Annotated in this window: 15 protein-coding genes and 1 pseudogene; 6 read left to right on the top strand and 10 right to left on the bottom strand. The window is 49.2% G+C overall.

Annotated elements, in window-relative coordinates:
* Nucleotides 1–874: pseudogene (locus K2G41_RS00230) on the top strand (hypothetical protein); the annotation flags it as partial.
* A gap of 146 nt (nt 875–1,020) precedes the next feature.
* On the opposite strand, the gene K2G41_RS00235 reads toward K2G41_RS00230, so the two are convergent.
* Nucleotides 1,021–1,578 (bottom strand): GNAT family N-acetyltransferase, encoded by a 558-nt coding sequence (locus K2G41_RS00235; protein WP_300112732.1) that lies wholly within the window; start codon nt 1,576–1,578, stop codon nt 1,021–1,023.
* A 106-nt stretch (nt 1,579–1,684) separates the two neighbouring features.
* Here K2G41_RS00235 and K2G41_RS00240 point away from each other — a divergent pair, with 106 nt between their 5' ends.
* The gene (locus K2G41_RS00240; protein ID WP_300112734.1) at nt 1,685–1,960 is read left to right on the top strand and encodes a hypothetical protein; all 276 of its coding nucleotides are present in this window, start codon (nt 1,685–1,687) and stop codon (nt 1,958–1,960) included.
* On the opposite strand, the gene K2G41_RS00245 is transcribed toward K2G41_RS00240, so the two are convergent.
* Together K2G41_RS00245 and K2G41_RS00250 are read right to left on the bottom strand one after the other, a co-directional pair.
* On the bottom strand, nt 1,939–2,382 hold the full coding sequence (locus tag K2G41_RS00245) for a VOC family protein (RefSeq protein WP_366145364.1): 444 nt from the start codon (nt 2,380–2,382) through the stop codon (nt 1,939–1,941). The genes K2G41_RS00240 and K2G41_RS00245 overlap by 22 nt on opposite strands.
* 18 nt (nt 2,383–2,400) lie before the next feature.
* A complete protein-coding gene (locus K2G41_RS00250; RefSeq protein WP_300112738.1) occupies nt 2,401–2,751 on the bottom strand; it encodes a helix-turn-helix domain-containing protein in 351 nt (116 codons plus the stop codon).
* A gap of 151 nt (nt 2,752–2,902) precedes the next feature.
* On the opposite strand from K2G41_RS00250, the gene K2G41_RS00255 reads away from it, so the two are divergent.
* Nucleotides 2,903–3,556, top strand: coding sequence for a flavodoxin family protein (locus tag K2G41_RS00255; protein WP_300112740.1), 654 nt, complete (start codon nt 2,903–2,905; stop codon nt 3,554–3,556).
* 146 nt (nt 3,557–3,702) lie between these two features.
* Here K2G41_RS00255 and K2G41_RS00260 read toward each other — a convergent pair whose 3' ends face one another.
* The 7 genes from K2G41_RS00260 to K2G41_RS00290 all read right to left on the bottom strand — a co-directional run bounded on the left by K2G41_RS00260 (nt 3,703) and on the right by K2G41_RS00290 (nt 9,749).
* Nucleotides 3,703–3,957 carry a hypothetical protein gene (locus K2G41_RS00260; RefSeq protein WP_300112742.1) on the bottom strand — a complete coding sequence of 85 codons (255 nt, stop codon included), beginning with the start codon at nt 3,955–3,957 and terminating at the stop codon, nt 3,703–3,705.
* A 31-nt stretch (nt 3,958–3,988) separates the two neighbouring features.
* Nucleotides 3,989–5,284, bottom strand: a complete 1,296-nt coding sequence (locus tag K2G41_RS00265; protein WP_300112744.1) for an O-acetylhomoserine aminocarboxypropyltransferase/cysteine synthase family protein — start codon at nt 5,282–5,284, stop codon at nt 3,989–3,991.
* Between the two features lie 100 nt (nt 5,285–5,384).
* Complete coding sequence (gene rplT / locus K2G41_RS00270; protein ID WP_107032431.1) at nt 5,385–5,735, bottom strand: 50S ribosomal protein L20; 351 nt, start codon at nt 5,733–5,735, stop codon at nt 5,385–5,387.
* 130 nt (nt 5,736–5,865) lie between these two features.
* On the bottom strand, nt 5,866–6,063 hold the full coding sequence (gene rpmI, locus K2G41_RS00275) for a 50S ribosomal protein L35 (RefSeq protein ID WP_300112747.1): 198 nt from the start codon (nt 6,061–6,063) through the stop codon (nt 5,866–5,868).
* A gap of 110 nt (nt 6,064–6,173) precedes the next feature.
* The gene (gene infC, locus K2G41_RS00280) at nt 6,174–6,758 is read right to left on the bottom strand and encodes a translation initiation factor IF-3 (RefSeq protein WP_300112749.1); all 585 of its coding nucleotides are present in this window, start codon (nt 6,756–6,758) and stop codon (nt 6,174–6,176) included.
* A gap of 9 nt (nt 6,759–6,767) precedes the next feature.
* Nucleotides 6,768–8,711 (bottom strand): threonine--tRNA ligase, encoded by a 1,944-nt coding sequence (thrS, locus tag K2G41_RS00285; protein WP_300112751.1) that lies wholly within the window; start codon nt 8,709–8,711, stop codon nt 6,768–6,770.
* A gap of 174 nt (nt 8,712–8,885) precedes the next feature.
* On the bottom strand, nt 8,886–9,749 hold the full coding sequence (locus K2G41_RS00290; protein ID WP_300112755.1) for a substrate-binding domain-containing protein: 864 nt from the start codon (nt 9,747–9,749) through the stop codon (nt 8,886–8,888).
* A 189-nt stretch (nt 9,750–9,938) separates the two neighbouring features.
* On the opposite strand from K2G41_RS00290, the gene K2G41_RS00295 reads away from it, so the two are divergent.
* The 3 genes from K2G41_RS00295 to dnaG all read left to right on the top strand — a co-directional run bounded on the left by K2G41_RS00295 (nt 9,939) and on the right by dnaG (nt 12,974).
* Nucleotides 9,939–10,256 carry a type II toxin-antitoxin system RelE/ParE family toxin gene (locus K2G41_RS00295; RefSeq protein ID WP_300112758.1) on the top strand — a complete coding sequence of 106 codons (318 nt, stop codon included), beginning with the start codon at nt 9,939–9,941 and terminating at the stop codon, nt 10,254–10,256.
* 1 nt (nt 10,257) lies between these two features.
* On the top strand, nt 10,258–10,602 hold the full coding sequence (locus tag K2G41_RS00300) for a HigA family addiction module antitoxin (RefSeq protein WP_300112761.1): 345 nt from the start codon (nt 10,258–10,260) through the stop codon (nt 10,600–10,602).
* A gap of 173 nt (nt 10,603–10,775) precedes the next feature.
* Entirely contained in the window at nt 10,776–12,974 is a 2,199-nt protein-coding gene (dnaG, locus tag K2G41_RS00305) for a DNA primase (protein ID WP_300112764.1), read from the top strand.
* Nucleotides 12,975–13,255: the final 281 nt, after the last annotated feature.

Genomic DNA, 13,255 nt, shown 5'->3' on the forward strand with positions numbered 1-13,255 from the left:
CCCCGGCCCGGCGCGCTGCATAAGATACAGTTACAACAACAATCGGCCTTCCGACGTAAACTGTAATCACAACAACAATCGCCCTTCAGTCGGAAACGGCAACAACAACAACCGCCCTTCCGTCGGAAACGGCAATCACAACAACAATAACCGTCCTTCTGTCGGTAATGGCAATCGTCCCGGAAATCTTCCGAATAATAATGTCCGTCCCGGAAACGATCACGGTACACGCCCATCAATCGGTACCGCAAAACCAAACCATACGCCTACCGTCCATCCCGGTAATCTGCGCCCCGGCCATAATAATCATCCCGGTGGTAGCCACGGATTCGGTCCGGGTCACAATCCCGCTCCCCGTCCACCGATGGTCACGCCTCCCCACAGACCATACCGCCCGGTTATTGCCCGTCCCCACTATCGCCCTATGCCACCTCGCGGCTGGCGTCCTGCCGGAAGAGTCCCGCTGATCAGGGGTATTCTCGGCCTGACATTCGGAACTGCCATAAATTTGTCTCTTGACTATCTGTTCAATGCCGGCTATAATGTTGACGGATACACCAACGATATCGTCTATCTGCGCAACGTCTCGGCAATGAACTATGTATGGACAGACGCGGCCCTATATTATGGCAATGCCGGCCTCGATGCCTCGTCGTTCTACTACTCCACCCCGACCTATAACCTGTCGCGCTACAACAACGTGTATAATTCCCTTGTTGCAACCTACGGCGCACCCGTCTCGGTCAACAATACCGTCAATTCAATGACCGCAACATGGTTCGGAGGCAACAATGGTTATGTCACCCTCTCATTCGGAGCCAACAACATAGGTTCAAATCTCCGCTACCTTACCACCCTAACATTCGGACTCTGAAACGAGTCAACAACGTCCCGCCAAACAATAAAGGGAACGTTAGAACAATCATAAAATCAGATCGGTTGTAGAGCTTGCACTCGCGCATGCCTTACAACCGATCTGATTTTATGGATATTTCTACAGTCTCTAAACGCCCAAGCCGGCTATGAACCCGACCGATCCATATCGGCATAATCCCGACGAGTCATGAGACACAAATGCTCAGTTCGCTTGTCGCCGAGCGGTGACACTACATCTTCATTGGTATGATGATAGCGGAAACCACACTTTTCGCATACGCGACGTGACTTATGATTATCGTCATAGTAACCACACCATACAGCCGAAAGCTTCAGATCATTGAAACTACGCGACAGCAAAGCCCTGACAGCCTCCGGGATCAGACCTTGACCCCAATATGGCTTACCGATCCAGTAGCCGATCTCAGCCTCCTTGTCATTCATATCTTCATAGTGCAGACTATTTGAAAACATAATACCGCAGCTGCCCACCGGTTCTCCGGTGGATTTCAGCACCACGGCATATACCTCCGGAGCAGAGAACACGGTCCTGATTATCTCCCTGCTATTCTCGACCGACGTATGCGGAGGCCATCCCGCGCTTAACCCTATGTCCGGATCACTTGCGTACTTAAACAGAGCCTCGGCATCTCCGTCACTCCACGGCCGCAAAACAAGCCTTTCTGTCTCAACTATATTCATTTCATTTGTTCAATTTGTTCAAATCCTTATCTTTCCTTGATTTCGATTTGGGATACGGGAGAGCCTCCCACAACGTTTCAATCACTTTCAAAGCCTTTGATTTATCATGAAAATCAAGTATATAGCATTCCTTCGCCCCGCTATAGGCACAGCCCGTCTCTGCATCAGCCATCATATCCGCTATGCAGGGCAGCTTCTTGATAAAAGCGGTGTTGTCACAAGCTGTGATAATGCATTTCTCATTCAGATAGATCACATAATCACCCATCATCTTACGGCTTCTTACCATACCAAGTGGCGACAGCGTCGCGCATACAAACTCTATAAAATCAGTCGTACATGCCATGTTTACTACACAGATCAATCTTCTGTAAATGAATGAATCTCAATCAAATTACCTTCCGGATCTGCCACATAGCATGTGCGCTGTCCCCAAGGCATGGTCCGTGGAGGGAATACGGAAACTGCACCCGCTGCTGTGACGCGTGCATACTCCTCATCCACACGCTTGAACGAAGCGACATGGAAAGCAAGTTCAACCGTCCCGTTAAGACCCCTCGGATAGCCATATTCCTGTCCGGTCATACGCTCAAATTCGCTCCGTGGGAAAAATATCAGCCACATATCACCCATACGAAGCATCACGTTGGGATCTTTACCGTTCCAATCTGTCTCAAATCCCATTATGTCACGATAAAAACCTACCATTTTCCAATTATCCGTTGTAAACAGTCCTATTGTGTTGAAATTAAATCTATTATTCTCAATCATATCCAGTATATTTAATGATACTTTCCTCCACATTGGTTCACACACTGTGGACTATTGATATCGTTTTCTATTCATCATTATCTGATCAAAATTCTCTTTGCCCCATTCAGCGAGGGCCTTTATATGAGGAATAAGACTGATACCAAGCTCCGTCAAAGTATATTCTACCTTGGGAGGCACATCCGCGAACAATTTTCGGCTTATAATACCATCCACTGTCAATTGCTTGAGTACCTGCGACAAGACTTTCTCAGAAACCAACGGAATATCCCGAAACAATTCATTGAAACGAATCGGAGCATCCTCACAAATTTTCATGAGAACAACCAATGACCATTTGCTTCCGATCCATTCAAGCATCGGGGCTGCCTTACAGTAATCATAATCTAGATTTTTTGCCATAATCGAATAAACAAGATCTGCCTGATCAGCAGCAATACAAACTTCACGGTAAGGGTCATACCATTCGGTAAGTTATTGCTTTAGCTACAATTATCACATAATTTTGCAATACAAAGTTAATCAAATTCCGACATTGTAAAAATTCTTTCTGATGAAAACGATTGTAATCGTAAACGGTAGCCCCCGATTAAAAGGCAACACATCTCAGCTTCTCAATGGGTTCTCCAAGGGACTACGCTCACAAATACCGAACGCCAATATCGTAGAAGTAAATCTTTATCAGTTAAATTACTCTGGTTGCAGAAGTTGCTTTACATGTAAAGTAAAAGGTGGTAAAAATTATGGAAAATGCGTACTGAACGACGATCTCAAACCAGTGTTGGATCTCATCTCAAAATCGGACTGTCTCGTTGTCGCGTCACCAATCTATCTGCAAGATATCTCAGGCCAGACAAAATGCTTTATTGAACGCCTATGCTTCTCATTAGGATCCTATGAAAAAGGCTATAAGCCACTCTCTCATGCAAGAATACCTGTCATTACAATATACACAATGAACTCTACAAGCGAATATTCTCCACAAGGAGCATTGGACAATACCGATTTTTTCCTTGGTCATATATTTTCACCACCTAAACGTATCTGTGCCTACAATACATATCAATTTTCAGACTATTCCAAATATATGGTTGAGGTATTTTCAGAAGTTGAAAAAGCAGCATACCGTGACAGTCATTTTTTAAATGACATAAACAAGACCTTCAATCTCGGCAAGGAAATCGGCAAGACCCTGTCGCTTCACTAAATACTTATTGAAATAAATTAGCCTTATAAATACAATTAAATCGGTCGTAGAGTCTGCACGAACATAAACTCTACAACCGATTTATTTTTCTCACATTTCCATAGTTAGGATTATTTTGACAAAGCCTCTTTCACGTGCTCACTCGTTCAGTTCAGGCCGAGGAGCTGGCGGGCTTGATGATAGTCACGGTAAAACACCACGAGACCAACTCCTGTTTTGATCTGGGGAGTATAATTCTCGCCTGTGTTTTCAAGCATCGCAGGTATGCCGTTAGCTTCAAGACAACCCTTATCGATAGCAGCCACTTCCATATTCGGATAAGTCTTTAATCTGACAAGATCATCCGGCTGTGGCGGTCGTGTATCAGATAAGAGCTCCTTGATCTTTTTCAAAAATGACATATCGTAACCCTATAAATTGTCAATTCAGATTTCACTCATTGTCAGCCAAAGCCTGCTCGATGTCGGCGATAATGTCGGCCACATCCTCGATTCCGACTGAAAGACGGATGAGATCAGGCGCAACACCGGCCTCACGCAGCTGCTCGTCGGAGAGCTGACGATGGGTATGGCTCGCGGGATGGAGCACGCATGTGCGGGCATCGGCAACGTGGGTGACAATGGAAATGAACTTCAGACGGTCCATGAACTTGATGGCATCCTCGCGCGAACCTTCAAGGCCAAACGCGATCACGCCACACGATCCGTCCGGGAGATATTTCTCAGCCAGATGGTTGTACTTATTACCGGGGAGGCTGCAATAATTGACCCACTTCACTTTCGGATTAGCCTCAAGCCACTTCGCAACAGTGATGGCATTCTCACAATGACGCGGCACACGCAGATGGAGAGTCTCAAGACCGATATTGAGAAGGAAAGCATTCTGGGGCGACATCATTGAACCCAAGTCGCGCATAAGCTGTGCGACGGCCTTGGTGATATACGCACCCTTCCCGAAAGCCTTCGAATAGGTCAGTCCATGATATGATTCGTCAGGAGTAGTAAGGCCGGGGAACTTATCGGAATGGGCATCCCAGTCAAAATTTCCGCTATCCACGATAGCTCCGCCGATGCTTACGGCATGACCGTCCATATACTTTGTCGTTGAATGAGTGACGATGTCGGCACCCCACTCGAAAGGACGGCAGTTGATGGGAGTCGGGAAAGTATTATCGACGATGAGGGGAACGCCGTTGGCATGAGCCACACGGGCAAACTTCTCTATGTCAAGCACCTCTCCGCCGGGATTGGAGATTGTCTCTCCGAAGAGGAGCTTGGTGTTGGGGCGGAAAGCAGCCTTGATTTCCTCCTCAGTGGAGTTGGGATCAATGAACGTACACTCGATCCCCATCTTTTTAAGGGTGACACCAAACAGGTTGTATGTACCGCCGTAGATGTTGGAGGAGGAAACAATGTGGTCACCGCTCTCACAGATGTTGAAAACGGCATAAAAATTTGCAGCCTGACCTGATGAAGTCAGTATGGCGGCCACGCCACCTTCGAGAGCCGCGATCTTTGCCGCAACGGCATCCACCGTAGGGTTCTGCAATCTCGAATAGAAGTAACCCGAATCTTCAAGATCGAACAGACGGGCCATCTGCTCGCTCGTATCATACTTGAAAGTAGTGCTCTGGATTATCGGGAGCACACGTGGCTGTCCCTTGGTTGGAGTCCAGCCTGCCTGCACGCAGAGCGTCGCGGGCGAATAGGTCTTGTCCTGTTTCGTCATTGATATCGAGTGATTAATATTGTTGTAAAAACCAAGGGCCTCCCCGGCGAATTGCTCATTGGGGAAGCCCTTGGTTAGGTATGGCTAATGTTTTTGCTCTTTAAGCATTCTTCACCTTGTCAACGATAGCCTTGAAAGCAGCGGGATTGTTGAGCGCGAGGTCAGCGAGGACTTTACGGTTGATCTCGATACCGGCTTTGTGGATAAGGCCCATGAGCTTAGAGTAAGAAAGATCTTCAAGGCGTGCGGCAGCGTTGATACGCTGAATCCAGAGGGCACGGAAGTTACGCTTCTTGTCCTTGCGGTCACGGTAAGCGTAGGTGAGACCCTTTTCCCATGTGTTCTTTGCTACGGTCCACACGTTGCGGCGGCATCCGAAGTAACCACGGGTAAGTTTGAGGATTTTTTTGCGGCGAGCTCTTGAAGCTACATGATTTACTGATCTTGGCATTTTAAAAATGGATTGTGAACGTCAGCGGCACGTCAATGCACTTAGATTCATTTTTTAGGTGGCTGTCCGTTCGGTTAAAGAATTGAATTAGAAATCACGATTTTAATTACAAGTGAAAACCGGGCCTTTCTTACTTGAGAGCGAGGAGTTCCTTAACGTTTGAAGCGTCGCAGCGTGCTACGAGCGAGAAGTGAGTAAGATTACGCTTCTGCTTTTTGGTCTTCTTGGTCAAGATGTGGCTCTTGAAGGCATGTTTTCTCTTGATCTTTCCTGATCCGGTAAGGGCGAACCTCTTTTTGGCACCGGAGTTAGTCTTAATCTTTGGCATTGGTTGTGATTGTTAAATAATGATTTTAATTCTATGAGGAGCGACGCGCCTGCAGGCAAGCGCGTCGCGCTCGTTTTTAGCTGTAAGTTGAGTGTGTCTCAGAGACGACCTTATTTCTTCTTGGGGCTGAGCATGATGATCATGCGCTTGCCTTCGAGGACGGGCATCTGATCGACCTTGCCATATTCCTCAAGATCGTTGGCAAAGCGGAGGAGAAGCACCTCGCCCTGCTCCTTGAAGAGGATGGAGCGGCCTTTGAAGAACACATAAGCTTTCACCTTCGCGCCTTCCTGAAGGAAGCCGATGGCATGTTTGAGCTTGAAGTTATAGTCATGGTCATCGGTCTGAGGTCCGAAACGGATCTCCTTGACTACGACCTTGGTTGCTTTGGCCTTCTGTTCCTTCTGACGCTTTTTCTGCTGATAGAGGAACTTCTGGTAGTCAAGCACACGGCAGACCGGCGGCTCGGCGGTGGGCGAGATCTCGATCAGATCGAGGCCAAGACCGTCGGCGATCTTCAATGCCTCCTGAATGGTATAGATACCGTTTTCAACGTTGTCACCAACCAGTCGCACTTCACGTGCGCGGATGTGATCGTTGATAGCATACGGTTCCTCTTTACGATTGTTGTTAAGAGGACGGCGAGGGCCGTTGTTGGGGCGCGGAGGGCGCGGAGCGAAAGGTTTTTTCTCCATTCAGGGGGGTTATTGATTAATCATTTCGTTGACTTCACGAGCCAAATCGTCTGCAAAGGTAGCAATTTTCATCGAACCTTTATCACCTTCACCCTGTTTTCTTACAGAAATTTCACCATTTTCAGCTTCTTTTTCGCCGACAATGAGCATATAGGGTATTCTCTTGAGCTCGTTGTCACGAATTTTTTTGCCGATTTTCTCATTTCTGTCGTCAACCTGAGTGCGGATGTCGAGGGCGTTGAGCTGGGCTGCGACCTCATGGGCGTAATCATTGAACTTCTCGGAGATGGGAAGCACGACTGCCTGCTGGGGAGCGAGCCAAAGGGGGAAGCGGCCGGCGGTGTGTTCGAGAAGCACGGCCACGAAACGCTCCATCGAGCCGAAGGGGGCGCGGTGGATCATCACGGGACGGTGCTTCTGGTTGTCCGAGCCGGTGTATTCGAGCTGGAAACGTTCGGGGAGGTTATAGTCCACCTGAATCGTACCGAGCTGCCATTTGCGTCCGAGGGCATCCTTGACCATGAAGTCGAGTTTCGGGCCGTAGAACGCAGCTTCGCCGTATTCCTTGCGGGCATTAAGTCCCTTTTCCTCACAGGCATCGATGATGGCCTGCTCGGCGAGGTGCCAGTTTTCGTCAGATCCGATATATTTTTCCTTGTTGTTGGGATCGCGGAGTGAGATCTGAGCCTCGAAGTTGTCAAATTTGAGTGCCTTGAAAATGTAGAAGATAATATCCATCACTTTAAGGAACTCACCCTTGATCTGATCGGGTGCACAGTAGATGTGGGCATCATCCTGCGTGAAACCTCTCACGCGGGTCAGGCCGTGGAGCTCGCCGCTCTGCTCGTAGCGATAGACGGTGCCGAATTCGGCAAGGCGGAGGGGCAGATCACGGTAGCTGCGGGGAAGAGCGCGGAAGATCTCGCAGTGGTGAGGGCAGTTCATGGGTTTGAGCAGATATTCCTCACCCTCTTCAGGGGTATGGATAGGCTGGAAAGAATCCTTGCCATACTTGGCATAGTGGCCGGAAGTCACATAGAGATTCTTGTTGCCGATATGGGGAGTGATGACCTGCTGGTAGCCATACTGCTTCTGAATCTTGCGGAGGAACTGTTCGAGGCGGTCACGGAGAGCCGTACCCTTGGGCAGCCAGAGGGGCAGACCTGCGCCGACATTCTGCGAGAAGGCGAAAAGTTCCATCTCCTTACCGAGCTTACGGTGGTCACGCTTCTTGGCTTCTTCGAGAAGCACGAGATACTCGTCGAGCATCTTCTTCTTGGGGAAGGTGATGCCATAGACTCTGACGAGCTGATTGCGCTTCTCGTCGCCGCGCCAGTATGCACCGGCGAGCGATGTAATCTTGGCGGCTTTGATGGGAGCCGTGTTGGCGATATGCGGACCGCGGCAGAGATCGGTGAAAGATCCCTGCGTATAAGTGGTGATATGTCCGTCCTCAAGTTCGCTGATAAGCTCACACTTGTATTCCTCGCCACGGTCACCGAAGAGCTTCAGGGCGTCGGCCTTTGAGATGTCGGCACGGACGATGGACTGCTTCTGCTGCGCGAGTTCAAGCATCTTCTTCTCGATGCGGGGGAAATCAGCGGATGTTATTGTGTGTTCACCCGGATCAATGTCATAGTAGAATCCGTTTTCGATAGCCGGACCAATACCGAACTTCACGCCGGGGAAAAGTTCCTGAAGAGCCTCGGCGAGAAGGTGGGCTGAAGAGTGCCAGAAGGCATGCTTGCCTTCGGGATCATCCCACTTGAACAGTTTGATTGTCGCATCCTCCGTGATAGGACGTGAGATGTCCCATTCCTTATCGTTGACCGATGCGGCGAGGATGTCGCGGGCGAGTTGCGATGACAGAGATTCGGCAATCTGGAGAGGAGTGACACCGCTCTCAAACTGCTTCACGCTCTGATCTGGGAAAGTAATGTTGATTGTTGCCATTAATTAATGTGTTGGTTAGGGAGCCATACGAGCGACTCCTGTTATTTTTCAGCTTGCAAAGATAGGAAATATTTCTTGAATCCACACTTATATTATCGGAGATAATGCAATGATATGATGAAAATTCAGTCAAAAATTCCGGTCGTCAGAGATCACACAGCCCCCTGCCGGCTTTCATTTTCCATCGATGACGGTAAATTCAGTGGATTTATCACCCGTGGCCGACACATTTTCTTTCAGTAGAGCCAGTGCATGGCGGATTCCCTCAACTCCCATCCGCGAAGCATAGGTATCCGCTGTGGCCAGCATCCATCCATCTTCAAGATATGAGCCCATGACGGCATCGTTGTCGAAGCCAACAACCTTGACCTCGCCCGCTTTGCAGCCGGCATCTTTCAGCACATTGATCACACCGAGAGCCATCGCATCGTTGCAGCAGAACACGGCTTTTATGTCGGGATGCTTCATGTAGAGACGTCCGAACACTTCTTCGGCCGTAACGGTCTCCCAATTCGCTGGTTCGCTGGCCACGCAGTCAAGTCCATATTCCTCTATCGCTTTATTGAAGCCGGCCTTGCGCTGCTGCGCGTTTTCGGCCACAGGCAGACCCTCCATCATGATCACTTTATCACCTTTACTGAGCGTCGAAGCCAGTTTCTTACCGACGGCGTAGGACGCAGAGAAATTGTCCGGGCCTACGAAATCGATCTCAACGCCATCCTTTTTAAGGAGAGCATCATCGAGCTTTATGTCAATATTGACCACAGTCACCCCATTGCGGACGGCATAGACAACAGGGGCGACAAGTTCCTTTGAATCGATAGGAACAACCACGAGTGCATCAACACCCTCATCGACAAGTTGTTCCACCAGAGAGATCTGTTTATCGATTTCGGTCTGCGTAGCCGTCCCGACCGCCTTCAATTCGCAGCATCCGGTTTCATTCACAAATTCTTCAGCACCCTGCTGCATCACTTTAAAGAAATCAGCCTGAAGTGACTTCATCACCAGACCAACCTTGATTGTTTCATTTTCCATGGTCTATATTTATTTTAAATTTTTCAGATTATATTAGCTTTATCATCAAATCAACTGTCGGCAAAGTTAATTCAAATTAATAAATATGGCAAGAAAAACGTAAGATTATGCTAAGATGTTAAAACTAAGAATGGTTTTGATGGCAGTACACAGAATTTTTCGTATCTTTGCGTAACATCCGAGGAAATTATGGTTGTAACATTTGAGCATACATATTTAAAAGATCTATATGAATATGGTCGTTGTTCTGATAAGAAACACCGCTTTCAGCCACAGATCGTAAAGCGGTATCAAAAACGCGTAGAGCAACTGTTGGCCGCTCCGACTCCGGAAACCCTCTACCAATTCAATGCTTTGAATTTCGAGGCTCTGAAAGGGGATAAATCCGGATTGTTTTCAATCAGGGTCAATGCTCAGTACCGTATTGAATTCACCCTAAACACCGAAGATGAAAATTCTATTTTGACTATCTGCAATATTGTTGAACTCTCAAATCATTACGATTGATATGATAACGCTTCCCAACACACGTCCCGACATGATAGCCAACAATCTTGTTCCACAAACGCCGACCCATCCGGGTGAGTTTCTCGAAGAGGAACTCGAAAGCAGAGGCATAGCATTCCAGACTCTTGCCAAGGAGATTGGAGTGGCGGATTCCCTTGTTGACGAACTTATAAAAGGTAAAAAAGATTTCACCGTAGAATATGCCCTTATGATCGAGGCCGCTCTCGGAATCGATGCTGACTTCTGGCTAAACCTTCAGACAAATTACAATAAAGCAAAGGCCCGCCACAACACCTCTTTCATGGCAAAGCTTGCCAATATCAGGCGTGTCGCAGCAGTATTCTAAAGTTACAGGACTATGACTACCCTCCCATCTGCGGTGGCAGAACCGGGAGAAAAACACCGACCTTTACTTAATTTACAGAGCAGGATTATCAACAGGTTGAAGATGCTGATGCATCTTTGATTAGAGTAATGGCATAGAAAATTTCGCGCAAATTCGCTAACTTTGTAGTCACGATGAAGAAAATTGACAATGCTACTGTCCAGCGAATACTTGACGCCGCCGATATCGTAGAGGTGGTGAGCGACTTCGTGACCCTCAAGAAGCGTGGCGCGAACTATGTCGGACTATGCCCGTTTCACAACGACCGCTCACCCTCTTTCTATGTTTCGAAGGCCAAGGGCATGTGCAAGTGTTTCAGCTGTGGTGAGGGCGGAAGCCCCGTAAGCTTCATCATGAAGCTTGAGCAACTTTCTTTCACAGAAGCCCTGCGCTATCTCGCCAAGAAATACAACATCGAGATCGAGGAGCACGAGATGACCGACGAGGAGCGGCGTGCCGAAGGCGACCGCGAGAATATGCTTGCGCTCAACGACTTCGCCATGCGTTATTTTGAAAAGACGCTCAAGGACACTCCTGACGGCCGCGACATAGGTCTATCATACTTCCGCTACCGAGGCATAAGCGACGCGATGATCGAACGCTTCCACCTCGGCTATGCCCTTGACAGCCGTGATGCGCTCTTCAACACCGCCGTCGAACGCGGCTACAGCGAGCAATACCTCTTTTCAACCGGCCTATGCACACGCACCGAGGACGGCAGGGTCTATGACCGTTTCCGCGGACGCGTGATCTACCCTATCTTCACACTGTCGGGCAAAGTCGTGGCCTTTGGCGGCCGCACGCTCAGCAAGGAAAAGAAGATAGCCAAGTATGTCAACTCCCCCGAATCGGACATTTATCTGAAACGCAAGGAGCTTTACGGTCTCTTTCAGGCTAAGCAAGCCATATCGAAAGTACAGAAATGTATTCTTGTCGAGGGCTACATGGACGTGATCTCCATGCATCAGGCGGGAGTGTGCAACGTGGTTGCCTCATCCGGCACGGCACTGACCGTAGAGCAGGTGCGTCTGATCAAACGCTTCACCTCGAACGTCACGCTGATCTACGACAGCGATGCCGCCGGAATCAAAGCCTCGCTGCGAGGCATCGAACTGCTGCTTCAGGACGGCATGGACATCAAAGTCCTCCTTCTTCCCGAAGGCGAAGACCCGGATTCATTCGCCCAGCACCACTCTTCGACGGAGGTCGAGGACTATATCAGGGAAAACGAGACCGACTTCATCAGCTTCATGGCCCGCATCCTGATGGAAGGTGCGGCCAACGACCCGACGCGCCGTGCACAGGTGATCACGCGTGTCGTCAAGACCATCGCACTCATCCCCGACGAAATCACACGTAGCGTCTATGTTCAGGAATGTTCGCGCATACTCTTCATGGACGAGGATGTCCTGCGCCGCGAGGTCGGGAAATACTATAATGAATTCCGGCTAAAATCGAGGGAGGAGCAGCAGCGGACCGAAGCCTTCACCGGAGGTCCCGGCATCCCCACCATTCAGGAAGGCATGGCCGAAGCCGCAGTCCATGAAAAAGAACCGGAAAAACCGGCCGAGGACACAACCGACTCACGCCACGCACGTTTCCTGCGCACCTACGAAATGGCCGTGGCACGCCTGATAGCCAAATACGGTAATTTCGCCTTTGCCGACGGGATCGACGATGACGGCAACGCCGTGCCCATGACCGTCCTCGAATACATCGAGGCTGATCTTGCAGCCGATGAAATCCGCTTCGTCAATCAGGATCTCGCCCATTTCTTCGACGAGGCCCTGCGTCTGAGCCGGCTGTCGTGGGAATCGGATCTCGCACGTAAGCAGCAGGAACTTGCCGAACGCCGCACTCAGGAATTTCAAGCCGGAGTGGATGAGATACGAAACAAGGCGACGGACATAGGAAGCATATCGGCAATGGAACGCTCCTTGCGGGAGACTGTCGATACGAACTACACACGCGGCATCGAGGACTTTGCGGCAACCTATCTCGCACGACAGATGTGCTCGTCGCCTGACGACATCGTGCGCGATCTCGCCTCTGACCTTGTGGTAGAGCGTCACATACTAAGTAAAATGCACACAAAGTATGCCAAGGTAGCCACCGAGCAGGAATTGCTCGGCGAACTCGTCCCCCGCGTCCTGCACGAGCTCAAGGATGCGATCCTCTGCACCCGCCTTAACGATCTGCACGCCGAAATGAAAACCTGCGCGTCGGACTATGACCGCGTCATAGCTCTCATGCACAGCATCCGTGAGATCGAAACCGCCCGCTCCGAGCTGGCCAAACTGATCGGCGACCGCGTGATAGCACCCCGAAAGTAGTCTGCCGGATACCATGCGTTGACCACAAAGCCTCCTAAGGGCATCGTCAAAGCAAGGAAATTAAAAAAATTGTTGCTATCCTGCCTTTGTCACGGCCAAACGTCATCCTGAAAGGGTCATAGGTCGATTTAACTAATGTCTATCCGTCTTATTAGCTTTTTTTTACGTGCTCCGAATGGTAGTTAACAAAAATCTTGTTAACTTTGCATCTTGAAAATGGTGTTCAGACCATCTAAACAGCCATTACACAACAATATAGCAACTACAACAGTCCCCTCTCT

Source organism: Duncaniella sp. (genome assembly GCF_029056165.1).
GTDB lineage: Bacteria > Bacteroidota > Bacteroidia > Bacteroidales > Muribaculaceae > Duncaniella.

What these genes read in the sequence shown, in the direction of transcription:
- K2G41_RS00235 (WP_300112732.1), bottom strand. Translation starts at nt 1,578, where the DNA reads ATGAATATAGTTGAGACAGAAAGGCTTGTTTTGCGGCCGTGGAGTGAC.
- K2G41_RS00240 (WP_300112734.1), top strand. Translation starts at nt 1,685, where the DNA reads ATGAAAATCAAGTATATAGCATTCCTTCGCCCCGCTATAGGCACAGCC.
- K2G41_RS00245 (WP_366145364.1), bottom strand. Translation starts at nt 2,382, where the DNA reads ATGTGGAGGAAAGTATCATTAAATATACTGGATATGATTGAGAATAAT.
- K2G41_RS00250 (WP_300112738.1), bottom strand. Translation starts at nt 2,751, where the DNA reads ATGGCAAAAAATCTAGATTATGATTACTGTAAGGCAGCCCCGATGCTT.
- K2G41_RS00255 (WP_300112740.1), top strand. Translation starts at nt 2,903, where the DNA reads ATGAAAACGATTGTAATCGTAAACGGTAGCCCCCGATTAAAAGGCAAC.
- K2G41_RS00260 (WP_300112742.1), bottom strand. Translation starts at nt 3,957, where the DNA reads ATGTCATTTTTGAAAAAGATCAAGGAGCTCTTATCTGATACACGACCG.
- K2G41_RS00265 (WP_300112744.1), bottom strand. Translation starts at nt 5,284, where the DNA reads ATGACGAAACAGGACAAGACCTATTCGCCCGCGACGCTCTGCGTGCAG.
- rplT (WP_107032431.1), bottom strand. Translation starts at nt 5,735, where the DNA reads ATGCCAAGATCAGTAAATCATGTAGCTTCAAGAGCTCGCCGCAAAAAA.
- rpmI (WP_300112747.1), bottom strand. Translation starts at nt 6,063, where the DNA reads ATGCCAAAGATTAAGACTAACTCCGGTGCCAAAAAGAGGTTCGCCCTT.
- infC (WP_300112749.1), bottom strand. Translation starts at nt 6,758, where the DNA reads ATGGAGAAAAAACCTTTCGCTCCGCGCCCTCCGCGCCCCAACAACGGC.
- thrS (WP_300112751.1), bottom strand. Translation starts at nt 8,711, where the DNA reads ATGGCAACAATCAACATTACTTTCCCAGATCAGAGCGTGAAGCAGTTT.
- K2G41_RS00290 (WP_300112755.1), bottom strand. Translation starts at nt 9,749, where the DNA reads ATGGAAAATGAAACAATCAAGGTTGGTCTGGTGATGAAGTCACTTCAG.
- K2G41_RS00295 (WP_300112758.1), top strand. Translation starts at nt 9,939, where the DNA reads ATGGTTGTAACATTTGAGCATACATATTTAAAAGATCTATATGAATAT.
- K2G41_RS00300 (WP_300112761.1), top strand. Translation starts at nt 10,258, where the DNA reads ATGATAACGCTTCCCAACACACGTCCCGACATGATAGCCAACAATCTT.
- dnaG (WP_300112764.1), top strand. Translation starts at nt 10,776, where the DNA reads ATGAAGAAAATTGACAATGCTACTGTCCAGCGAATACTTGACGCCGCC.